The organism is Arboricoccus pini (genome assembly GCF_900187945.1).
Classification (GTDB): Bacteria; Pseudomonadota; Alphaproteobacteria; order Geminicoccales; family Geminicoccaceae; genus Arboricoccus; species Arboricoccus pini.
Window position 1 is genome coordinate 114,379 of sequence record NZ_FYEH01000008.1, and the last position, 21,348, is coordinate 135,726.

A 21,348-nucleotide genomic window follows, 5' to 3' on the forward strand; every position below is an offset into this window, starting at 1 on the left:
CGCCATTCCTCCTGTCGGGAAGCGCGCAAGAACAAGGCCGCGCCCGGTTCGACACGCGCTCGTTTCGGGTCTGGGGTAGCGGGCGGAATGTGCTGCCATCGGTGATCATCGCTCCATGGGCGCGCAAAGGCTGCGCGGTCCGACAGGTCGAGATCTCCCGGGCTTTTATCCCGCCGTGTACCGCGCTGATGGTCCTACAAGCCTGCAGGCAGCGCGGCGGGTGGCTCTTGGACCGTGCACTCACTGCAAGCGTGAGCAGGAACCCTAGCCATCCATGTCTCACCTGGAGGGAAGCACGGAGCATAGCGCCATGGCAAGGGGGAGCGCCTCCCGCATTTGCAGGCTGGGTCCGCCTGACCTACTGCTGTGGCACGAGATCGCGCCGGGCGCAGGTCTTTATTTATTCTCAAGCGGGAGTTGTTCACCGGATGCTTGGCAAGATCACGGCCGAACAGGAATTCCGCGTCTTGATCATCGACGAGAAACTGGCGCAGCCCGCCAGCTATGGCGGCAGGGCCATTCGTGCTCTGGCCGAGGAGTTACGACGCCAGGGCATCGGCGTCATCGAGGCCCTGAGCTACGAGGATGGCCAGGCGGCCTTCATGGCGGATGCGTCCTTGGACGCAATTCTGATCGACTGGACGAGCGGCGATGTCGACAATGAGGCTGTCGAGCACGCGGCCGACGCTCTCTTGCGCACCATTCGCCGGCGCAACGCCTATATCCCGATCATCCTCTTGGCCGACCGAGAGGCGACGGAAACCCTTGACGTCGACATCATGTTGAAGGCGGATGAATATGTCTTCACGCTCGAGGATACGACCTCGTTCATTGCCGGTCGCGTCCTGGCGGCGATCAAACGCTACACCGCCAACCTCCTGCCGCCCTTCAACAAGGCTCTCTTTGCCTACCTAGAGACAGCGGAATATTCATGGGCGGCCCCGGGCCACCAGGGCGGCATCGCCTTCACCAAAAGCCCGGCCGGCCGCGTCTTCTACGATTTCTTCGGCGAAAATCTCTTTCGCACCGACAGTGGCATCGAACGCGGTTCGCTGGGCTCCCTCCTCGATCATTCGGGCCCGATCGGCGAGGGCGAGGAATATGCGGCCCGCATTTTCGGCGCCCATCGCTCCTATTCCGGGTTGACGGGGACCTCGGGCTCGAATCGCGCCATCATGGGCTCGGTCATTGGCGAGAACCGGTTCGCGATCTGCGACCGCAACTGCCATAAATCGATCGAACAGGGCCTCATCCTGGCGGGCGGCGTTCCCCTCTTCCTGGTTCCGACCCGCAACCATTACGGCATCATCGGCCCGATTCTACCCGACCAGCTCGACCCTGGCCGGATCCGCGAACGGCTGGAAGCGCATCCCCTACGCGGGCACGCTAAATCGCTGCGGCCCACCTACGCCGTGCTGACCAACTCCACCTATGACGGCATCTGCTACGATGCCAGTCGGGCACAGGATCTGCTCGACAAGAGCACGGACACGATCCATTTCGACGAGGCTTGGTTCGCCTATGCGCGCTTCCATCCGCTCTATGTGAACCGCTTCGCCATGCGCGGATCGCCCGAGGACCATCCGGCCAACGGCCCGACCGTCTTTGCCACGCACTCGACCCACAAACTGCTGGCGGCTCTCTCGCAAGCCTCCTACATCCACGTTCGCGAGGGCCGCCGCCGGGTCGAGCACAGCGTCTTCAATGAAAGCTACATGGCGCAGCAGACGACCTCGCCGCTCTACGCGTTGCTGGCCTCTAACGAGATCGGCGCGGCGATGATGGACGGCCCGGGCGGCCGGTCGCTGACCGACGACGTCATCCGCGAGTCGATCGCCTTCCGTCAGGCCCTGGCCCGGGCACATCGGGAGTACGCGCAGCGCGGCGACTGGTTCTTCTGGCCCTGGAACGCACCAGCAATTCTGGACCGGGAAACCGGCGGCAGCGTGCCCTTCGCCGATGCCGACCCCGTAATATTGGCACGCGATCCGGCGGCCTGGATCCTCGGCAAGGACGAGGCCTGGCACGGCTTTGGCGATATTCCCGATGGCTGGGCCATGCTCGATCCGATCAAGGTCGGCATCGTCTGCCCGGGCATCGACGATGCCGGTGAGATGCTGGAGCGGGGCATCCCCGCCGCCGTGCTCAACGCCTATCTGCACCATAACGGCATCATCCCGTCGCGCACGACGGATTTCATGATCCTCTGCCTGTTCTCGATGGGGGTCACGAAGGGCAAATGGGGCACGCTCATCAGCGTACTCTTGGACTTCAAGCAGGATTACGACGAGAATCGCCGGCTCGTCGAATGCCTGCCCAACCTGGTGGCCGTCGACCGGCGAAAATATGGTCGCCTTGGCCTGAAGGACCTGGCCGACATGATGTTCGAACAGATGAAGGTCAGCCGCATGGAGCAATGGCAGGCGAAAGCCTTCGGCACGCTGCCAATCCCTGTCATGCCGCCCAGGTTGGCGGCAGGGCTCCTGAACGAGGGCGAAGCCGAGCTCCTGCCGCTGGACCAGCTTACCGACCGTGTGGCGGGAGTGGGCATCATTCCCTATCCGCCGGGCATTCCAATCATCATGCCGGGCGAAAGCTTCGGTCCCGCCGATGGGCCATGGCTCTCCTACATGCGCGCCCTACAGGATTGGCGCATAGCCTTCCCGGGCTTCGGCAAGGAGGTCGAGGGCTCGGTCGTCAAGGACGACGTCTACCATGTCTGGTGCCTCAAGCAGCGGCCCTGATCGCCGAGCGGCCAGCAAAAGGGTGACGGGTGGGGCCGGCGATCCCTTGCCCTTCGCCTCCCTGCCGCCGCTAACGGCCGAAGAGCTCACCTTGCATCTTTGCGCCGTGACCTAGACCCTGGCCGAGGAGACGATCAGGCTCCAAGGCTCGCCAATAGCCCGGCCATCAGACGGCCACGCGTGGCCAGCGTCGCGGTTTCGATGCGCTCGTGCAGGGTATGGATTCCATCGCCATGCACGCCCAGCCCGTCCAGCGTCGGAATCCCCATCGCACCCGTGAAATTACCGTCGGAGCCCCCGCCCGCACTTTCCGCCGCTAGCTCGATGCCGAGCTGACGGGCGAGGCTGGTGGCGACAGCAAAGAGAGCCTGCGTGCCGGCATCCGGCTCCCAGACCGGCCGGGTCACCCCCCGCCTGACGGTGAACGGCACTTCGCCTGTCTCGCCCGACAGGGCCAGCATCCTTTCCACACCATGATCCAGGTCGTGCTGACGCTTGGCCATACTGAGCGCCTGGGCGCGACAGAGGCTGGCAACACAATTGACCCATTGGCCACCTTGCACCACGCCGACCGAAAAGGTGCAGTCTTCGCTCGTCATCGCCTCGATCTCGAGCGTACGCCGCGCCATTTCGCGAATGGCGGATCGGCCGGCCTTGAGTGCGGCGCCGGCGTGGCTGGGCACCCCCTTGGCTTCGAGGTCGAAGCGGGCGATGGCGTAGCGGCCGGTGATCACGCGATGGATCGCGCGGGCGGGCTCCGGAACCAGGACGAAGGCGTGCCGGGCGGCTTCGGCCTCGATGAGATCGCGGGTCGAGGGACTGCCCACTTCCTCGTCGGAGGTAAAGAGCACCGTGATCGGCAAGGGTGTGGCGATCCCGGCCCGCGCCAGCTGACGGATGGCCTCCAAGGTCAGATAGTTGCCGCCCTTCATGTCGCAGATACCGGGTCCGTGGCAGTAGGCACCAGCCTCCTTGAACGGGAGCGCAGCCAACGTGCCCACCGGGTGAACCGTGTCCAGATGGCCAAGCACGAGAATGCCCGGCCGGGCCGGGCCGGTGTGCGGCAGACGCGCGCGAACGCAATCGCCGTAGCCCATGCGACCCGGGATGCGCTCGATCGTGGCCCCCATCAAGGCGAGGTCGCGGCTGGCCAGATCCATCATCCTGCCGACGGCCGTCGCGTCATGGGTCGGGCTCTCGCATTCGACCCAGGGCCGGAGCCCGGCCAGCATCGCGCCGGCGTCGAAAGGAAGGGCGTTGAAGTCGGTCATGCAATGAAATCCTCAGACAGCGAGCCGGCGTTCGACGATCCGGGCCAGCATCGAGGCCCCGACCGGCAAGATCGTATCGTCAAACATGTAGCCTTGATTATGAACGGGCACGTCGTGGCCTTGGCCCAGGAAGAAATAGCTGCCCGGCACGGCGTGCAGCATATCGGCGAAATCCTCGCTGCCCGTATGCGGCTTGGGCTCGAGCAAAAGATTGTCCTCGCCCACGATCTCGCGCGCCACGTCGATCACATGCGAGGTCGGCTGCTCGGCGTTTTGGAGGACGGAGAAGATGTCCCGGATGTCGACATCGATCTCGACTCCAAAGGCCTGCGCAATACCGGCTGCCAGCTCGCGCATGCGCGCCTGGATCTGCAGGCGTAAGTCCGCATCGAAGATTCGCACCGTACCGGCCATCCGGGCCTCGTTCGGGATGACGTTGTAGGCGGCGCCGGCATGGATCTGGGTGATCGAGAGCACGGCCATCTGCATGGGATCGGCGTTGCGGCTGACGATCGTCTGCAAGGCCTGGCCCAGTGCCATCGCGACGATGACCGGATCGTTGGCGGCGTGCGGCCTTGCACCATGCCCCCCCTTGCCTGTGATCACGATATCGAAGAAATCGGCCCCCGCCATCGCCGGCCCGGCAAACGCCGCGATCTTGCCGGCCGGCAGGTCCGGTGCGTTGTGCAGCCCAAAGATCTCGTCGCAGGGAAAACGCTCAAAAAGGCCGTCCTTGAGCATTGCCCGCGCTCCGCCCAGCCCTTCTTCGGCCGGCTGAAAGATGAAGACCGCCGTACCGGCGAAATTCCGGGTCTCTGCCAGGTAGCGAGCAGCACCCATGAGCATAGTTGTATGGCCGTCATGGCCGCAGGCATGCATGCGACCCGGCGTCCTGGAGGCGAAGGGCAGGTTCGTGTGCTCCTCGATGGGCAACGCATCCATATCGGCACGCAGGCCCACGCGCGGTCCGTCGCCCTGCCTGCCCTTGAGAATGCCGACGACGCCTGTGCCGCCGATTTGACGATGCACCTCGATGCCGAGCGCTTCGAGATAGGCGGCGACGATGCCGGATGTTCGTACTTCCTCAAATCCCAGCTCGGGATGGGCATGAAGATCGTGCCTTATCGCCATGAGCTCATGGTGGAAGCCGTTGATGCGCTCAAGTAGGGGCATGAAGTGAGACTCCTCCTCTGGTCAGCCGCGCTAGTCGCGAAGCGTCTCGCGCAAGGTCTTCCCGGCATAGGCCGTGCGCAAGAGGCCGCGTCGCTGCAACTCGGGCGTCAGCGCCCGGGCAAAATCCTCGAACATGCCAGGAAAGGTCGTGGGCGTAACAACGAAGCCGTCGCAGGCCTCGGAATCGAAGAGATCCTGCATCTGATCGGCAACGTCCTGGGCTGTGCCGCATAATTGCGGCGCCATGCAGCTCGTACCGTAGCGCTGGGCAGCCTCGCGCAGCGTCAGGCCCTTTTCGGCCTGCATGCCTTGCATCAGGATGTCGAAACTGCCGCGCACCTGCACGTCCTCGGCCAGGACCGCCAAAGGCTTGTCGAGCGGCATGCCCTTAAGATCGATGCCGATGTGACATGAAGTGATGGCGAGCGCCAATTCGGGGTCGACCAAACTGTCGAGCAGCGCTCGCTTTTCCTCGGCCATGGCGCGCGTCTCGCCCAGGATGATGTCGAGCGATGGCAGGATTGCACAGTGCCTGGGATCGCGCCCATGGGCTGCCATGCGCGCATGCATGTCCTGACGGAAGGCCTGCATGTCGCTTTTCTGAAACTGGAAGGTGAAGATCATCTCGGCGAAGCGGGCGGCGAAGGCGCGGCCGCGGGGCGAGGAGCCCGCTTGCATGATCACGGGATGGCCCTGGGGGCTGCGCGGTGTGGGCAGCGGCCCGCGCGTTTTGACATAGCGGCCCGCATAGTTCGTGGCGTGTACCTTCGTGGGATCGGCAAAACGCCCATTCACCTTGTCGAGAATGAGCGCGTCCGCCTCCCAGCTCTGCCAGAGCTTCATGCAGGCCTCAACTGTTTCCTCCGCCCGCCCGTAGCGCGTATCGCGATCACCGATGCGCTCAAGGCCGAAATTCTGCGCCTCTTTGTCGTTGGCCGAAGTAACGACGTTCCAGGCTACCCGGCCGCCGCTCAGATGATCGAGCGAGCTCAGCATGCGAGCCAGTTGGAAGGGATGATAGAAGGAAGTGGAGAGCGTTATGCCAAGGCCCAGCCGGCTGGTCGCCCGCGCCATGAAGGGCAGCACCATCAAGGGATCGAGAAGATTGATCTGTCCGCCTTTGCCCAGCATGGTCGTGAAATCGCCGCCATAGGTCTCGAAGATGCCGGCGAAATCTTCGAAGAAACAGGCATCGAAGCAGGCGGCCTCCAGCACGCGCGCGACATGCTCGTAGCGTTCGGGGCGGAGTATGTCGTCGAGAGGTGCCATCGGATGCCGCCAGGCACCGTGGTGATGAAAAGTCGGCCCCGTCTTCAGGAAAGCCACAAGATGCATCTGGCGCCGCTTCATCGATCCCCGCCCCTGGCACGATCTTCATCCTCGGGCGAAGGCACGAGCAAGAACTACGCCGTTGTGATCACGGGCAAGTGCGCCTGTTCGCCGGCGGCCATGATTGCAAAATGTCAGGCCAGTTGATCGTTCAGATGGCGCGCGAAGAAGCACGCTCGGAACGGCAAGCTTCCAGATCGTGCAGCGAAATTTTTTGTCGCCCCCACGAAAGGGGCGGATCGTCTCTGTTGCTTCCGTTCCGGGCAGCGAGTCCGGCTGGCCTAAATCGTGATGCCGTATTCTTTTGCCTTGCGATAGAGCGTGCTTCGGGAAATGCCCAACAGGCGGGCCAGCCGGGTGATCGGCAGCCCGGCGTGCTGGCGTAGCGTTGCTTCGATCCTCTCGCGTTCGAGGGCGTGAAGATCGAGGCCATCTCCCGCGGCAGCGTTCTGGGCGCGCTGACTGGGCAAGTCGATATCCTGGATGTCGACGTCGGGCGACGACCTGGTCAGGAGGAGGCTATGTACGACGTTGCGCAGTTCCCGCACGTTGCCCGGCCAGTCATAGGACTCGAAGGCGGCCAGAACGGCAGGCCCAAAATGCGAAGGCTCGACGCCATGCTCGCGGGCGAGACAGCAGTTGAAATGACGGGCCAAAAGGGCGACATCGCCAACGCGCTCGCGCAGCGGCGGCACGGTGATCGTCGTCGTGCTGATCCGGTAATAGAGATCACGGCGAAAGCGTCCAGCCTCGACCTCATCGGGTAAATGCCGATTGGTCACGGCGATCAACCTGACATCGACACGGCGGGGTTGATGGTCGCCCAGCCGATAGACCACCCCCTCTTCGAGGGCCCTTAGGAGATAGGGCTGGAGATCGAGCGGCAGTTCGCCGATCTCGTCCAGGCAGAGCGTGCCGCCATGGGCAAGCTCGAAGCGTCCGGCGCGGCCTTCCAGGGCCGCGCCGGTGAACGCACCCTTCACATAGCCGAAAAGCTCGCTAGCCAGCATCTCGCGCGTAAAGGCGCCACAATTGACGACCACGAACGGCCGCTGGCCCGGAGCGTGGGCACCGTGCACCGCGCGGGCCACGAGTTCCTTCCCCACCCCAGTCTCCCCTTGGATCAGAACCGCCGCCCTATGGCGGGCCAGTCGCTCGGCCTTGCTCTTCATGGCAACGATTGCCGGGCTCTCGCCGATTATGGCAGCAAAGCTCTCGCGCGCAGCGTCGCCCTCATGGAGGCGGGTGTCCTTCGTGGGTACTGATCGCTTTGCCTGCGGCACAGCAATCAGCGCTCCCATGAGTTGATCGCCCACATGCAAGACGCGCAACCAGTCGGGTCGCACATCGGCGGGCAGGTGGCGCATCCAATCGGCATGCTCCAGCGTGGCGTCATCGCGAAGGAGGCGGGTGCCTGGACTGAGATCAATCGCGTTGAGCCGTGGCTCGCCGGGTTCGCCGAAGCCACGCACATGCACGATACGACCGCGCCGATCCAGGACGACGAGGTCGTCGCTCCAGCCGCGCACCTCGTCGAGGCAGGCCTCGAGCAGACGAAGGCGATCGCGTTCGTCCTGCGCTTCCAGCGCACGCTCGATCTGGCGGGCAATGGCGATGGCGAGCGCCATGTTCTGACGCTGGAAGGTGGCCTGGGGGCCGGAGATATCCACCACGCCCAGGATGCTTCCGTCGATCGGGTCCTGTACCGGGGCACCGGCGCAGCTCCAGGACTTGATGCCTTCACGGAAATGCTCGGCCGCATGGACGAGAACCGGTTGGCGCGTAGCGAGGGCCGTGCCGATACCGTTGGTACCAGCACAATCCTCGCTCCAATTGCCGCCCGCTTCGAGCTGGATGTCCCGACCCTTCTCGATGACACGGCGATCGCCTGCCTGGTCGAGAACGATGCCCTTGGGGCAGGTGAGCAGCATCATGGCGGACGTGCCGGTCATCATGTCGGCCGCCTGCGCCAGGACCGGGCTCGCCGCGGCCAGCAGATTACGGTTGGCGACGCGGACACGCCAGAAATCGTCGTCTCGCACGCTGGCGGGCGTACCACCGCCTCGCGCATCGACTCCGACGGCAAAGCTGCGGCGCCAGGAATCGGCGACGACCGCACGGATCCTTGGGGCGTCCCGGCCGGCTAAAAAGTCCTCCCAGGCGTGCATGGTTGCCCGCTCATCCAAAGGATTGAGGGCGCGCGACATACCCGAGGCGACGATCGCTTCCGGCGCGTTAGGCATCTCAGCCTCCCTTGGGCGAACTGCTCTATCCGGCAGTCATTAACCCGCTGTGAAATGTCTATTGCGTCGAGTAAGATATAGAATAGTGCCAATCTAACTGCAGCAAAAAAATGCGGGCTGCTGCGCGCACGACGGTCCGGGACCGTCGTGCGCCTCGACACGGCCGTGGCGGCGGAGCTCACTGCCGGCCGAGCTTCTCCGCACCGCCACCCAGCGCCGCGCCGACCGTCGTGTCGACGTCCTCAGGCAGATCGACGACGAGCGTGTGCGTGTTCAAGATCAGGGCCGCGATCGAGGCTGCATTGCGCAACGCCGTCGTCGCCACGGGTGCCGGATCGAGGATGCCGCTTTCAACCATGTCGACGAGACGGCCCGTGCGGGCATCGAACCCCGTTCCCGGCGCAGCACCCGACACACGCTCGACGATGACGTCACCCTCGAATCCGGCATTGGTGGCGATGCGGTGAAGTGGTGCCGACAAGGCACGCTGCAGCGTGAGCACACCAATGGCGAGGCTCCCCTCACCCACATCGTCCAATGTTCGTGCTGCCTGAACATAAGCGGTGCCCCCGCCAGGTAGGATGCCACCTGCCATCGCCGCGCGGGCTGCCGCATGCGCGTCGTCCAAAAGCTGCACACGTCTCTTTTGCTCCGCTGGAGTCGCCCCGCCTACCTTGAGCGTGGCTGTCCCCCCGGTAAGTCGCGCCAACCGCTCCTCCAGCTTGTCGCGTTCGATATTCGGAGGTGCCAGTTCGATCTGGCGCTGGACCTGCTTACGTCGCGCCACCATGGCCGAGCTTGTCCCGCCGCCATTGATGATCGCCGTCTCATTCTGGCTGACGATGACACGCATCGCCTCCCCGAGATCATTTAGCGCCAGCGTTTCCAGCCTGGCGCCAAGATCGCGGGCCAGGACGCGCCCGCCTGTAAGGATCGCCAGATCCTCCATGGTAGCCTGGCGCCAGTGGCCGAATTCGGGTGGATGGACCGCCACCACCGGACGGTCGCCAAATCGCGCCTTCGCAAGCAGGCTTACCATAACCTCGGGGCTAATGTCCTCGGCGATGATCAAAAGCGGCCGCTTCGCCTCTACCACCTTGGCCAGTAGCGGCTCGATCTCTTCGGGATGCTCGAGCTTCCTGTCGGTCAAAAGAATCAGCGGCCGCTCCAGCACCGCCACCATCCGCTCCATGTCGGTGACCATGTGATGCGAATGATAGCCACGATCGAAGGACATGCCCTCGACCACCTCGAGTTCGGTCTTGAGCTTATTGCCGAAATCGACCCGCACTATGCCCTCCGGCCCGACGCGCTCCAATGCCTCGGCGACGAGGCCGCCAAGCTCGGCGTCGCCGGCCGATATGGTGGCGACGGCATCGAGCTGGCCGCGGCCGCCAATCGGTCGCGCCATGGCCTCCAGCGTCGCGATCAGCCTTCCGGCGGCCAGCTCGATGCCATCCACAAGATCGACTGCCGCCACGCCGCGCTCCAAGGTCCCCAGGCCCTCGCGGACCAAGGCATCGGCCAGGACCGTGGCTGTCGTCGTCCCGTCGCCCACCAAATCATTGGTCTGCTTGGCGACCTCCCGGGCAACGCGCACGCCCAGATTCTCGAAGCGACAGGGCAATTCGATCTCATCGGCAATGCTGACCCCGTCGCGCGAGACGATCGGCGTGCCGACAGGCCGATCGATGATGACATTCATGCCCTTGGGGCCGAGCGTGCCGCCCACGGCGAGCGCCAATTTGGCAACGCCACGCGCCAGTGCCTGACGCGCCTCGGCATCGTGCAGCATGATCTTGGCCATTGGTTAGTCTCCCATTCTTTCTTGGCCACCGGGACAAGATCAGGACCGGTGGCGACGCTTTAGCGGGGGGCGGCCTGACAAGCCGCCCGGCGCACGAAATGGTGCAGCGTGGGCTGGCCCAGATGATCGCGATCGAGGCTGTCATCCTCGTCATAACGCGCCGCCAGCAGCCCCCGGCAAAGCGCACCATTAGAGGCCAAGTTCAGATCAGTGCTGCGCAGGCGCGATCTGTGCGCAGCGAAATGCGCGGCCGTTACGGGAAGGCCGGATTCGGTAACGAAGGCATTCGGCGCACCTCCGCCTATGATTGGGCGAAGTTTCAGATAGCGCGATCGAGCATGCCGGAACGGGAGAGCCAGATCCGTCATGCCGGTAAGCTCGCTTGTGGTCATCGCCGCCAGCCGCTCGTCGTCGAGCCCCAGATCCAGCAAGAGTTCGATGAGCTTGTGCTGGCGGGATGCAAATGCCTTCTTCCGGAACACCAGCCGCAGCGCCTCGAGATCCTGGCCCTCCGCCTCCCCGAAGGTGGCCTTGAAATCGGCACCGGCAGCGAGGCCCTGATTGATCACCTCTCCATGCATGTGGTCGTCGAGACGGACATGCACCCGCGTGGCCCGGGCGACCGAGGCCGCCTTGCGGATGTCGTCGACCATCAGGAAGGCGAAATTCGCCGCACACCAATAGGTGGGCAGGCGGAAATGGACATGCACCGCCTCGGCTTCATCGACCTCCACCTTGTCGACGAAGCCGAGCTCAGTCACGGGCTCGTCCAGTTCGGGATCGGTCACCAGGGCTAGGCGCGCCCAGACCTCGCGCAAGCGCCGATCGGAATCGCTCCGCATGCAAGCCATCATTCAGCAGTCACCGCGAGCGCGACATCGGCGTCCCGGATCTTCCGCATCTGGCTCTCGACGTCGATGCCGTAGAGTCTGGCCGCGTTGAGGCCAAAAATCTTGTTCTTGGACGTTCTTGATGTCCGCCGGGCTGCCATCCCAAAGATGCACGTGCCCGTCGATGATGAAAAACTCGTCGCCTTTCGCATTCTTGCACATTGATTTCCTGCCTCCCTAGTCATCAGCGGCGACAACTTGTCATTCGTATTGCAGGGCTTCGTCCATGTCGCCGAAGAGGACCACCGTATCATCGTCCAGCATCACCATGCGGCCGTAATGCGTCGAGGTTGAGATCTCGAAGAGATTGGGCGTCATCTCGCGGCCGAGCGCCTCTGAGATCTCGCTCATCTTGAACTCGATCTTGCCCTCGCCGTCGATGCGAATCATGGCCGGCATGTAGGTCACCCTTATGCCGGGCTTCTCCTCCATGACCTCGGCGATACAGCGTGCCTCCACACTGTCATTCATGGTAACGCCGCATTGATGTGAGATGGTCCGCTCGAACTGGAGTTGGTCCATCGACTTGAAGATATTGTGTGCTTCGCTCATCGCTTCATCCTCGCGTCCCTGGTGTCGGTGCGTCGTTCAGTTGAGACTTAAAGGGGCCTGGAGTCCGACCGCGTCGCAGATCGCGGCCATACGGTTTGCCGAGGCAGCCTTGGCGTCAGCGAATTGCACGACCTTGACACGGGGCTGCGACCAGACGGGTTGCAAGAGGTCGGCCGCCTTGCCGCAGAGCGCAGCATAGCGTTCCAACCAGCCTTGCATGACCAGTTTGTTCGCCTCGCCATGGCTAGCATCGCTCGACATGATCTGGAACAACTCGACTGCATTGGCGAGATTCTGCTCGTAATCGGCTTCGGCCGCCGAGACGACGGCCGGCGTGATGAAATCGTTTTGCGCCGCGGCCGCTTGCATGATGAAGCCCGAGCGAAACAATTCGCCCACCAGAGGCTCGAAGACGAGGTTGATCGCGAAATATTGCTCAAGATAATCGGCAGCACCGCCGATCGTCTCGATCGCCTCGCGAACACCTTGCCACAGTGGATCCTCGAGCCAGTGCTTCTTGCCGGCCTCGTGATCGAAGCCGTTGAGATCAAGGCCGATTTCACTCAAGTAAAGCGTCAGGTCCTGGGCAAATCTCAGCTTGTAGGAACTGTTGGTCAAGATCGCATTATTGATCATCTGCGTGTAGCCGTAGCGCTGTGCTTGTGTGAGCGCCTTACCCAACCCGTATTCGGCGTGCTTGTAGGCGCCCACATGGTCCTGCAGGACCTTGACCCAGCGCGGATCAAAACGACTAGGCGCGCCGGCGCGTCGTCCATTATCGACAATGTTCTTGAGCATCCCGACGATGGTGGACTGACGCTGGTAATGGGTGCGCTCCCATTCCTGGTCAGGTGCCCGATAGAGGTGCCAGTTTGAGCTCTTGAGTGCCGTCCAGTCCTTGGAATAGGTGGGCGTGCCATCGCCAAAGGAGAGAATCCACCCCTGGGCCAGATAGCGCTCGGGGTCGGGCTGGACATCGACGGTCATGTCCTCGTAATGCGTGGCCTTGCGGCCCTTGGGCTCGAAGTAATTGAACTTCCGGCTATCCGAACCTGGGAAAACGGCGGCGCCGGCGGCGCCAGATGAAAGCGGGGACTGCTCACCTTGGACTGACATTTTGGTTGACCTCCTAGATCTGATTATATGAGCGCCAGCAGGGCGATCGTGTCATTTACTGCAAAGGTGCCTGCGTGAACTTGTCAAAATACATCCGCTCTGGCTCAACGCCCGCGATCTGCAAGACAGGCACGACGGCGTCGATCAGAGGTGGCGGCCCGCAGGAATAGGCATCCGCATCCGAGAGATCGTCAAATTCGACAAGCGCCTCGCGGACCACGTCATGGATGAAGCCCGTGGCTCCGTGCCAGTCGTCCGTCGACTCGGCAGCCGACAAAGCGGGGATGAACTTGAAATCGGGGAGACGTTCCGTGAGTTCGGCGAAGCGATCGAGCCAGAACAGATCACGGCGGCTGCGCGCGCCATAAAATAGCCGAATGGGCCGGCCAGGCTCACCACTGGTCGCCTGATCGTTCAAGATCGACCAGAGCGGCGACATGCCGGAGCCACCACCCACGAGCAGCATGGGGGCGCTGCGATGTTCACGCCGGAAGCATCCGCCATAGGGGCCCTTGACGATCATAGGCGTGCCAACCTCAAGCTTGTCGTCAAGGAGCGCGGAGAACGCCCCGCCAGGGTAACGCTTGATGATGAAGTCGAGGCGGTCGGGTCGATCGGGCGTGCTCGCCATCGAATAAGAGCGCATGATGTTAAAGGCTGGCACCGTGATGTCCGCGTACTGTCCAGCAAAGAACTTCATGGGAGTTTCGAGATCGACGGCGAATCGCGCGATGTCGTGCGTCAACCACTCGACTTCCGCGATAGCGCCCGGATAGTCCCGGACCGGGATGGCATGGGAGAGCAGTTCTTCATCGTAATTGAGGAGTTCCACCTGCATGTCGCTATACGCGATCGTGCGGCAGAGCAGAATGTGGTTGGTGTCGCGATCTATCTCGGAGAGCGCGAAGGTCGAGTATTTCAAGAGCTCGATATCGCCGTCGTGCAAGATGCATTTGCAGGCCGAGCATTGGCCTTCCTTGCATCCATGCGGCAGGGCCACGCCCTGTCGAAAGGCGGCATTGAGCACTGTTTCGCCTTCGCGTACCTCGAGATCGATGCCGACCGGTTCCAGCCTTACCGTGTAGACCGGCACATCCAGCGGCAACGCTTTCTCGGCCATGTGCTTGCTCCCTTCGGCCCGCCGGATTGCGGGCGGGCCATCAAATCCGATTGTTGCAGTCGGGCAGGTCCGGCACGGGCGCGCCCGTGCCGGACCTGCCCGCTCGATCACAGACGCTTGATCGTGAATCCCTTCCTGTAGTCAGCGATGTGCTGGGCACGCGCCTCGGGCGTCATCGCCCGCAGGTTCACGATGGGGCTCTGAATGGTGTAGCCACGCACGTGATCGAGGGTCCACTGGTCCTTCTCCTCGAAGGACAGATGCGGCTGGGCGATGAGTGTCTTCCCGTCTGGGCGGACGAAGCCCATGTCCTTGATGGCGTCCGCCATATCCCAGCCGTGATAGAGTTCTTCCCACTGGCGGCGACCGCTGAAGCGGCCCATGGCAGGCGTCGGCCGCCCCTGATACTCGGGCGCGAAGGCCTCCTTGTGGGTCCACCGATCGACTTCGCTGCCATAGGTGTAGAGTTCGCCATCGACTTCGTCGACCTGGAGCTCCTCACGTATGACGGCAGGGACCAGGTTCGACCAGCAGCGATGCGGGTAGACATAGCCCGTGTCGGCAAAGGTGATCGGCACACTGCCGGGCTTTGAGAGCTTGCGATAATTCTCCCACCAAGCACCGTATTCGGCATACCAGCCCGGATATTTGTACTCGAACCATTCGAAGTCACGCTCGTCCATGGCGTCGATGCGCCAGAAATTGGCCCACCATCCAGCGGAGAAGAACTGCGCTACCTTATGGACATAGCCTTGCTTGACGATACGGTCCCAAGCATGCGCCACGTCGTCATGATGGATCTTGATGCCGTATTTCTCGAGCGGCAACATGTAGGTTCGATAGTAATCCTCGTAGATCCAACGATGCCAGAGCTCCGCGTAGCTCTCCTTCTTTTTGTCACGGTTCTTCGTGCCGTATTCGATAATCGTGCCGATGGCCGCGTCGACGATGCCGTGATTCTGCCAGAAAGCGTAGCGCAAATCGCGCTCGAGAAGGAGATGATTCTCGGGCTTGTTCAAGATCGACATGAGCAGCGAATGGCCGTTGCCGATATGGCGCGATTCGTCCGACTGCACCGAGAGGAAGACCGTCGGCAGCGCGTAGTCGCCGTTTCTCGCCGCCTCGGAGGGCATGGCGACAAAGAGCGTGTTTGTGAACGCCGTCTCGGCCACCACGGTGAGGTAGATGTTGGCCGAGGTGATGGCGTCGCCCGTGACGAAGGCCTCGCCAAACTGACGGCCGATCGTCGTCGCATAGCATTTTCCGAAGGCGGCCTCGGTGATGTCGAAGCCGGCGGGATCGATGTAGTTCTCCATATACCATTTCTTGAGGTTCATCTGAATGGTCGAGTGCCTGAACTCGTCGACCATCTGCATGGTGAACCCGGTACGGAGATCGTCACCAGGCGCGAGGCGCCCGACCATGGCCATCGATCGCGCGGCCGAGATCTCCGGGAAGGGGATGATGGCCAGGAAAAGCTTCATCCACTCGACCCAGCGAGGCTGGACATTCCGGAACATGTCGCCGCGAAGGGCGGCGTCCAGGGCGCCATAGACCCGATTGTCCTTTTCCTCCTGCATCGGGAAATAGGAGCGTAGGACCTGCTTCATGGGGTCCTTGGGAGCCTTGGCGATCCTGTAGTCAGTAGGAAACGTCATCGCTTCCTGGACGTAGGATGGAGTCCAGCCGAGATCGGCGATCCGGCGGGTCGCTTCGCTGATCCCGATCCCCTTTTGCTGGGTGATCTTGTTGAGCGTCATAGCGCCTGACATCTGTCTCTCCCTCAGTCATGGCGACGGCTAGGCTTACCGGCTGCCACCATGGGCGCATGTCGCAACCGGCTGGAGACGAGACCGCCCCGGTCGGCTGGCGGATACCCGCCGACCTCAACGCTCCGCCGCTGGTTCAGCCCCAGCCTCGCTCCCGATCGCCATCATTCATGCGCCGCTCTATCGGCGGCATTTGGCACGCGAATGTCTCTGCAACGAACGTGCCATGTCTTAGAAAGAATAAGAATTCTGCTTAAACAGTGGATCTACGGGATGTTATTGCATCGCAGCAATATACTGCAATGTTCTATTTTGCGACAGTTCTGTGTCGACTGTCGCGTCCTGCTACAGGGTCAGGACAGCGCGGCGCCATCCAGACGCTCAACGACGGCCTGCAATTCTTCCTTTAGCCTCGCCTGTTCGGTCTCCAACTTATCGAGGGCCTGCCTTACCTCGATCAGTCGGGCTTGATGAAGAGCGTGCACCTTGTCAGCGCCCGGCGCGCCAAGTTCGAGCTCCAGTCCCGCCCGCCGACTCTCCAGGGCGAGGCGATGGCTATTGGCATCGATGAGCCGCTCGACAAGCAATAAACGGGCGGCCATGAGTGTTTCGTAGGCCTCGTCATCCTCTTCCATCATGCAGAACCCTTCGCCTCCCGGTTTGTCGCCTTATCACCGCCGGCCGCAACCCGCGTGTCATGCCGGCTCCAGGGGAGCGGCAGAAGCGGCTGCATTCTTCATTGTTCACGGCATGAGCGCGTGTGCATAGTAGATCGCACCGTTCGTGAACATAAAGCCGCCTTTGCCTGCCGGCAAACAACGTCGCCGCCCGGGACGGAACGAGTGAGATCAGGAAGGAGCGCCGGCCGATGTCCACTGGCGTGGACGCGAACCTCAAGGGCCGTTTGATCGTGACCGAAGACCAGCTTTGCGCGCAGGTCAGGCAATCATGGCAGCGCTGACTCGATGCCGGCTTCATGTCTGACGCCTTGCCGGATGCGAGAATTGTCGGCACGACGGAGCTTACCATGGCCCGCGAGCAATCGGCCGCCATACGAGATTTGGCTCTGGACGAAATGCAGGATCTCTATCGCTAGCTCGCCGGCTCCGATTTCCTCGTCGCCCTGGCTGATCCCTCCGGCTTGATTCTGGACATGCTGACGGAAGACACGTTCAAGGACACGGCCCTTGCCGCCCATATTCGGGAAGGCCGCCATTGGAGCGAGAATTGCCAGGGAACCAACGCCCTGGGCCTGGCCATCGCCGTCCGGCAGCCGGTCACCGTGCATGGCGAGGAAGATTTCTTCATCGCCCAGTCGCGGCTGACCTGCACAGCGGTGCAAATCTTCGCCAGCGACGGCAGCCTTGCCGGGGTGATCGATGAATCGGGCAACTGTCATGCCCGCCAGCATCATACGATGGCCCTGGCAAGGATGGCCGCTGCCAACATCGAATGCCTGATGTTTCGCGCGCAGTATCGCGGCCGACCGATCCTGGTCTTTCACAGACAGCCCGAATATCTACGCACCGCCAGTGTCGGCCTTCTGGTTCTGGACTCTGACGGCCTCGCGCTGGCGGTCAATCGTCGCACCGCCTTGTTCCTGCAAGGGCTGCCGGTTCTGGCCGGGGAGCCTGTCGAGCAACTCTTCAAGGAGTCCGTTCCCGCCCTTCTGGCAGCCTCCGCCTGACGGCAGGACGTCACGCTCACGGACCGGGAAGGCAGCTTCTACGCGGCGCTCCCCGACAATCCACCGCCACGACCGCAGCCGATAACGCCGATGGCGATGACTGGTCTGGGGCCGGCCTTCGTCGCCGAGGATCCGACTATCCGCCAAAGTCTCAAACTGATCGGGAGGGCCGTCGAGCGACGGCTGCCCACTCTGCTTCGCGGCCCCTCGGGCACGGACAGGGACATGATGTCGCGTGAGGCACACCACCTCTCGAGCCGCAAGGACGCCTTCGTGCCGGTCAACTGCGCGACCCAGCCAGAGAGCCTGATCGAGGCGGCGTTGTGCGGCCACAAGGAGGGCGCATTACCGGCGCACGCAAGGGGCGGCTCGGCCGGCCTTGTCGTCGAGGCCGACGGTGGCACCCTGTTCCTGGATGAGATTGGCGGCATGCGCCCCGCCCTGCAGACGGTTCTGCTCCGTCTTCTCGACGATTGACAGGTCCGGCTGCCGGGCGGAACGAAGCTGCGTGAGGTCAATGTCCAGCTCGTGGCCGCCACCAATGTCGACCTCGCCCAGGCTGTCAAGGCTGGCCGTTTCAGAAGCGATCTCTTCTACCGATTGAGCGTGGCCGACATTCTCCTGCCGCGTCTGGTCGAACGCCCGGACTTCGCGCTCCTCCTGGCGGTACTGGCAAAGGAAGCGGCGCCCGGCGCCAGGATCGAGGAGAAAGCAGCCGCCATGCTGGCCCGGCATGACTGGCAGGGCAACATGCGCGAGCTGCACAACGTCCTGACCCGACTGGCCCTGCAGGGGGAGGACGCGCGGATAGGCCTTAGGATATAGTTCGCTTATTATCGGAACTGGCACCCGGGGAGGCAAAGGCAGAGCCTTCGTCGCCGAGCACGGCACGACCTTGAAAGGTTTGGCGATGACGCGTGCAACCGGCAGCTATTACGTCGTGGGCTATGGCGAGAACATCAATATCCCGACCGTCGACCTCATCATCACCGAGCGCAATATCATCGGCAGCCTCGTAGGCACCTGGGCAGAGCTGACCGAGTTGATGGCTCTGGCCGACCGGGGCAAATGCGATCTCGCCATCAAAGAATATCCCCTGGATGCCGCCAACCGGGCACTGCGCGACCTGTATAAGGGCAAGATTAGCTGCCCGGGGGTCCTCATTCCCTGAGCCCGCGAGGCGCCTGCCCGAACGACCGGAACGCGATGGGCGCTTTCGGCTGGCCGAAGGACGAGTGACGTGGTGCTCGCACATGCAAGGGCCGCCGCCGCTCCCAAGCGCTTATGCCGGGCATTGCGCCAGAGCAAGAATGCCCCTCTCGCGACGCGGCACCCCGCCATCTGGCTCCTAACGCGATTCGTACCCTTGGACGGAGGCATCCGCGCGACTGTCCCGGCAGTCTCGTGGATGCTGGCGGGTGACCTGCTGCATCCGCTGTGCGGCGCCGCCTGGATTAGCGACACGCCCAGATTATTGGGCGTCCAACGGCTGTCTTTCCGCGATGGCTGGTCAAATTATTTCCATTTTGGGGTTTTATTAGTCAGTTAATGGCGATCAATTAGCCTTGCATCTACCATCTGGTTACCGCAATGTTGGTAAACCGCTTTAGTGAACCGCATTACCGCGAGAGGCGAACAGGATCTCGTGCGCAAGACCACTGCCCGGCCGCGATTGAAGGACGTCGCAGCAAGATCAGGCCTTTCAGTGACAACAATTTCGCGTCATCTGAACGGTTCGATCGTTCTGCCGCAAGAAACTGTCAAGAGAATAGACGATGCTATTCTTGCCCTCGACTATCATCCCAATCCACACGCGCGGCGGCTCAGCCTCGGCCGCTCGGAGACGATCGGCCTCGTCCTGCCGGAAATCGCCAATCCTTTCTTTGCCCGCCTTGCCGGTGCGGTCGAGGAAGCTGCGGACGCAGAAGGACTGGGTCTGGTGCTCTGCGCCACGTTGAACCGGCAAGGCCGCGAGCTGGACTATCTGGCAAGGCTCGGCCGCGACGGCGTCGATGGTCTGATCTTCGTTACCAATCATCCCGATGACGGGTCGCTCGCGCGCAGCATCGAGACCATCCCGGGCGCCGTCCTCCTGGACGAGGACGTGCCGGGCACCGTCGCTCCCAAGATCTTCTGCGACAACGAGGCGGGCGGCTATCTGGCGGGTCAGGCCCTGCTGGCAGCCGGGCATCGCCGGATCGGCTGCATCGGCGGCCTTGCGGGCATGACCAGCATGGATGGTCGCTGGCAGGGGCTCTGCCGCGCTGTCCGCGAGTGCGGCCCGGAAGCGGCGATCACGTTCTCGACCAACGGCCCTTATTCAGTGGCGGAGGGGCGGCGCGCGGCCAGGCTTTTCCTCGCCGCCGCCGAACCGCCCAGCGCTCTTTTCGTCTGCAGCGAGGAAGCCGCCCTGGGTGTCCTCGAAGGGCTGCGCGATGCCGACATCGACGTGCCAGGCGATGTCTCGCTGATCGCCTTTGACGATGTGGGGCCGCTGCATCTCCTGACACCTCCCCTGACGGCCATTCGTCAGCCCATCGAGGCCATGGGGCGGCGCGCGGTCGAGGCCATTGTCACCAAGATCGGCCCCGGCATCGAGCTGATGCCGGTCGAGCTCATTGTCCGCCAGTCGGTGGCGCCGCCGCCGTCCGCCAACCGGAAGCTGAAAGGTTAAGAGCATGTCGATCCATCGCCGTACCTTCTTTGTGCTCATAGGGGCAGCCACGTTGAGCCTGGCCCAGGCCGTTCCCACACTCGCCGCCGAGGCGCCGACATTCGCCCTCGTCCAGATCAATCAGCAGGCGCTGTTCTTCAATCAGGTGAACGCCGGCGCCGAGGCCGCCGCCAAAAAAGCCGGGGCCAACCTTGTCATTTATAATGCCAACAACGATCCGGCCTCGCAGAACAATGCCATCGAGACCTATATCGAGCAAAAAGTGCAGGGCATCATCGTCGATGCGATCGACGTCAACGGAATCATGCCGGCCGTCCAGGAAGCGGCCAAGGCCGGCATCCCCGTGATCTCCGTCGATGCCGTGCTGCCGCCCGGCCCACAGAAGGCGCAGGTCGGCGTCGATAACGGCAAGGCTGGGGCCGACATGGCCGAATTCCTGGAAAAGAGCATCCCGGCGGGCGGCAAGCTCGGCATCGTCGGTGCCTTGAACTCCGCTATCCAGAATCTGCGCCAGAAAGGCTTCGAGGACAGGCTGAAGGCTTCGGACAAGTTCCCGATCGTCAATATCGTGGATGGCCGCAACATCCAGGACAATGCGATGAGTGCGGCCGAGAATCTCTTAACCGGCAATCCGGACCTGGCCGTCGTCTATGCCACGGGCGAGCCCGCCATGGTGGGCACGGTTGCGGCCGTCGAGAGCCAGGGGCGCCAGGACAGCGTCAAGGTGGTGGGCTGGGATCTGACGGCCGAATCGATCAAGGGCATCGATGCGGGCTACGTCCTGGGCGTCGTGCAACAGGATCCGGCCGCCATGGGTGCCGCTGCCATCGAAGCACTCATGAAGCTCCATGCCGGCAAGACGGTCGACAAGGAGATCAACGTGCCGGTGACGATCGTCACCAAGTCGAATGTCGATCCCTACCGCGCGGTCTTCAAGTGAGCCTGTCACCGACCGCCGCCACGATCCCGCGCG

At 62.9% G+C, this 21,348-nt stretch carries 16 protein-coding genes, 2 pseudogenes and 1 riboswitch; of the genes and pseudogenes, 7 read left to right on the forward strand and 11 right to left on the reverse strand.

Translation table 11 applies throughout. The annotated features are described in order from the left end of the window. Window positions 1-152: 152 nt before the first annotated feature. Window positions 153-279, reverse strand: a riboswitch (guanidine-I (ykkC/yxkD leader). A gap of 149 nt (window positions 280-428) precedes the next feature. Further along, on the forward strand, window positions 429-2,744 hold the full coding sequence (locus CFB17_RS12510; protein WP_088561891.1) for an Orn/Lys/Arg family decarboxylase: 2,316 nt from the start codon (window positions 429-431) through the stop codon (window positions 2,742-2,744). 134 nt (window positions 2,745-2,878) lie between these two features. Here the strand turns inward: CFB17_RS12510 and CFB17_RS12515 are convergent, their stop codons facing one another. The 11 genes from CFB17_RS12515 to CFB17_RS12570 all read right to left on the reverse strand — a co-directional run bounded on the left by CFB17_RS12515 (window position 2,879) and on the right by CFB17_RS12570 (window position 16,649). Further along, window positions 2,879-4,015 (reverse strand): M20/M25/M40 family metallo-hydrolase, encoded by a 1,137-nt coding sequence (locus tag CFB17_RS12515; RefSeq protein ID WP_088561892.1) that lies wholly within the window; start codon window positions 4,013-4,015, stop codon window positions 2,879-2,881. 12 nt (window positions 4,016-4,027) lie between these two features. Beyond that, a complete protein-coding gene (locus CFB17_RS12520) occupies window positions 4,028-5,188 on the reverse strand; it encodes a M20 aminoacylase family protein (protein WP_088561893.1) in 1,161 nt (386 codons plus the stop codon). 30 nt (window positions 5,189-5,218) lie between these two features. After that, entirely contained in the window at window positions 5,219-6,538 is a 1,320-nt protein-coding gene (locus CFB17_RS12525; protein WP_088561894.1) for an LLM class flavin-dependent oxidoreductase, read from the reverse strand. A gap of 260 nt (window positions 6,539-6,798) precedes the next feature. Further along, window positions 6,799-8,760 carry a sigma-54-dependent Fis family transcriptional regulator gene (locus tag CFB17_RS12530; RefSeq protein ID WP_088561895.1) on the reverse strand — a complete coding sequence of 654 codons (1,962 nt, stop codon included), beginning with the start codon at window positions 8,758-8,760 and terminating at the stop codon, window positions 6,799-6,801. Window positions 8,761-8,938: 178 nt separating this feature from the next. Then, window positions 8,939-10,567, reverse strand: a complete 1,629-nt coding sequence (groEL, locus tag CFB17_RS12535; protein WP_088561896.1) for a molecular chaperone GroEL — start codon at window positions 10,565-10,567, stop codon at window positions 8,939-8,941. 59 nt (window positions 10,568-10,626) lie between these two features. Beyond that, entirely contained in the window at window positions 10,627-11,409 is a 783-nt protein-coding gene (locus CFB17_RS12540; protein WP_165769594.1) for an iron-sulfur cluster assembly protein, read from the reverse strand. 249 nt (window positions 11,410-11,658) lie between these two features. Beyond that, the gene (locus CFB17_RS12550; RefSeq protein WP_088561899.1) at window positions 11,659-12,009 is read right to left on the reverse strand and encodes an MmoB/DmpM family protein; all 351 of its coding nucleotides are present in this window, start codon (window positions 12,007-12,009) and stop codon (window positions 11,659-11,661) included. A gap of 36 nt (window positions 12,010-12,045) precedes the next feature. Next, a complete protein-coding gene (locus tag CFB17_RS12555; RefSeq protein ID WP_088561900.1) occupies window positions 12,046-13,125 on the reverse strand; it encodes an aromatic/alkene monooxygenase hydroxylase subunit beta in 1,080 nt (359 codons plus the stop codon). 55 nt (window positions 13,126-13,180) lie between these two features. Beyond that, window positions 13,181-14,245 (reverse strand): NADH:ubiquinone reductase (Na(+)-transporting) subunit F, encoded by a 1,065-nt coding sequence (locus tag CFB17_RS12560; protein ID WP_088561901.1) that lies wholly within the window; start codon window positions 14,243-14,245, stop codon window positions 13,181-13,183. Between the two features lie 107 nt (window positions 14,246-14,352). Continuing rightward, window positions 14,353-16,017 (reverse strand): aromatic/alkene/methane monooxygenase hydroxylase/oxygenase subunit alpha, encoded by a 1,665-nt coding sequence (locus tag CFB17_RS12565; protein ID WP_088561902.1) that lies wholly within the window; start codon window positions 16,015-16,017, stop codon window positions 14,353-14,355. A gap of 350 nt (window positions 16,018-16,367) precedes the next feature. After that, window positions 16,368-16,649 carry a hypothetical protein gene (locus CFB17_RS12570; RefSeq protein ID WP_165769595.1) on the reverse strand — a complete coding sequence of 94 codons (282 nt, stop codon included), beginning with the start codon at window positions 16,647-16,649 and terminating at the stop codon, window positions 16,368-16,370. Window positions 16,650-17,167: 518 nt separating this feature from the next. Here CFB17_RS12570 and CFB17_RS12575 point away from each other — a divergent pair. From CFB17_RS12575 to CFB17_RS12600, 6 genes and pseudogenes are all read left to right on the forward strand, one after another. Further along, complete coding sequence (locus CFB17_RS12575; protein ID WP_133063902.1) at window positions 17,168-17,701, forward strand: sigma-54-dependent transcriptional regulator family protein; 534 nt, start codon at window positions 17,168-17,170, stop codon at window positions 17,699-17,701. 96 nt (window positions 17,702-17,797) lie between these two features. Next, a pseudogene (locus CFB17_RS19670) lies at window positions 17,798-18,307 on the forward strand (sigma 54-interacting transcriptional regulator); the annotation flags it as partial. Next, entirely contained in the window at window positions 18,308-18,526 is a 219-nt protein-coding gene (locus CFB17_RS20140) for an AAA-type ATPase lid domain-containing protein (RefSeq protein WP_456061941.1), read from the forward strand. A gap of 46 nt (window positions 18,527-18,572) precedes the next feature. Then, window positions 18,573-18,872 (forward strand): annotated as a pseudogene (locus tag CFB17_RS12590) (NAD(P)-dependent alcohol dehydrogenase); the annotation flags it as partial. Between the two features lie 501 nt (window positions 18,873-19,373). Next, on the forward strand, window positions 19,374-20,375 hold the full coding sequence (locus CFB17_RS12595) for a LacI family DNA-binding transcriptional regulator (RefSeq protein ID WP_088561907.1): 1,002 nt from the start codon (window positions 19,374-19,376) through the stop codon (window positions 20,373-20,375). Between the two features lie 4 nt (window positions 20,376-20,379). Further along, complete coding sequence (locus CFB17_RS12600; protein WP_088561908.1) at window positions 20,380-21,315, forward strand: substrate-binding domain-containing protein; 936 nt, start codon at window positions 20,380-20,382, stop codon at window positions 21,313-21,315. The last annotated feature ends 33 nt before the right edge of the window (window positions 21,316-21,348 follow it).

Excerpts from the sequence above, each read along its gene's own strand:
- CFB17_RS12510 (WP_088561891.1), top strand. The coding sequence starts at position 429 with ATGCTTGGCAAGATCACGGCCGAACAGGAATTCCGCGTCTTGATCATC.
- CFB17_RS12515 (WP_088561892.1), bottom strand. The coding sequence starts at position 4,015 with ATGACCGACTTCAACGCCCTTCCTTTCGACGCCGGCGCGATGCTGGCC.
- CFB17_RS12520 (WP_088561893.1), bottom strand. The coding sequence starts at position 5,188 with ATGCCCCTACTTGAGCGCATCAACGGCTTCCACCATGAGCTCATGGCG.
- CFB17_RS12525 (WP_088561894.1), bottom strand. The coding sequence starts at position 6,538 with ATGAAGCGGCGCCAGATGCATCTTGTGGCTTTCCTGAAGACGGGGCCG.
- CFB17_RS12530 (WP_088561895.1), bottom strand. The coding sequence starts at position 8,760 with ATGCCTAACGCGCCGGAAGCGATCGTCGCCTCGGGTATGTCGCGCGCC.
- groEL (WP_088561896.1), bottom strand. The coding sequence starts at position 10,567 with ATGGCCAAGATCATGCTGCACGATGCCGAGGCGCGTCAGGCACTGGCG.
- CFB17_RS12540 (WP_165769594.1), bottom strand. The coding sequence starts at position 11,409 with ATGCGGAGCGATTCCGATCGGCGCTTGCGCGAGGTCTGGGCGCGCCTA.
- CFB17_RS12550 (WP_088561899.1), bottom strand. The coding sequence starts at position 12,009 with ATGAGCGAAGCACACAATATCTTCAAGTCGATGGACCAACTCCAGTTC.
- CFB17_RS12555 (WP_088561900.1), bottom strand. The coding sequence starts at position 13,125 with ATGTCAGTCCAAGGTGAGCAGTCCCCGCTTTCATCTGGCGCCGCCGGC.
- CFB17_RS12560 (WP_088561901.1), bottom strand. The coding sequence starts at position 14,245 with ATGGCCGAGAAAGCGTTGCCGCTGGATGTGCCGGTCTACACGGTAAGG.
- CFB17_RS12565 (WP_088561902.1), bottom strand. The coding sequence starts at position 16,017 with ATGTCAGGCGCTATGACGCTCAACAAGATCACCCAGCAAAAGGGGATC.
- CFB17_RS12570 (WP_165769595.1), bottom strand. The coding sequence starts at position 16,649 with ATGGAAGAGGATGACGAGGCCTACGAAACACTCATGGCCGCCCGTTTA.
- CFB17_RS12575 (WP_133063902.1), top strand. The coding sequence starts at position 17,168 with ATGCTGACGGAAGACACGTTCAAGGACACGGCCCTTGCCGCCCATATT.
- CFB17_RS12600 (WP_088561908.1), top strand. The coding sequence starts at position 20,380 with ATGTCGATCCATCGCCGTACCTTCTTTGTGCTCATAGGGGCAGCCACG.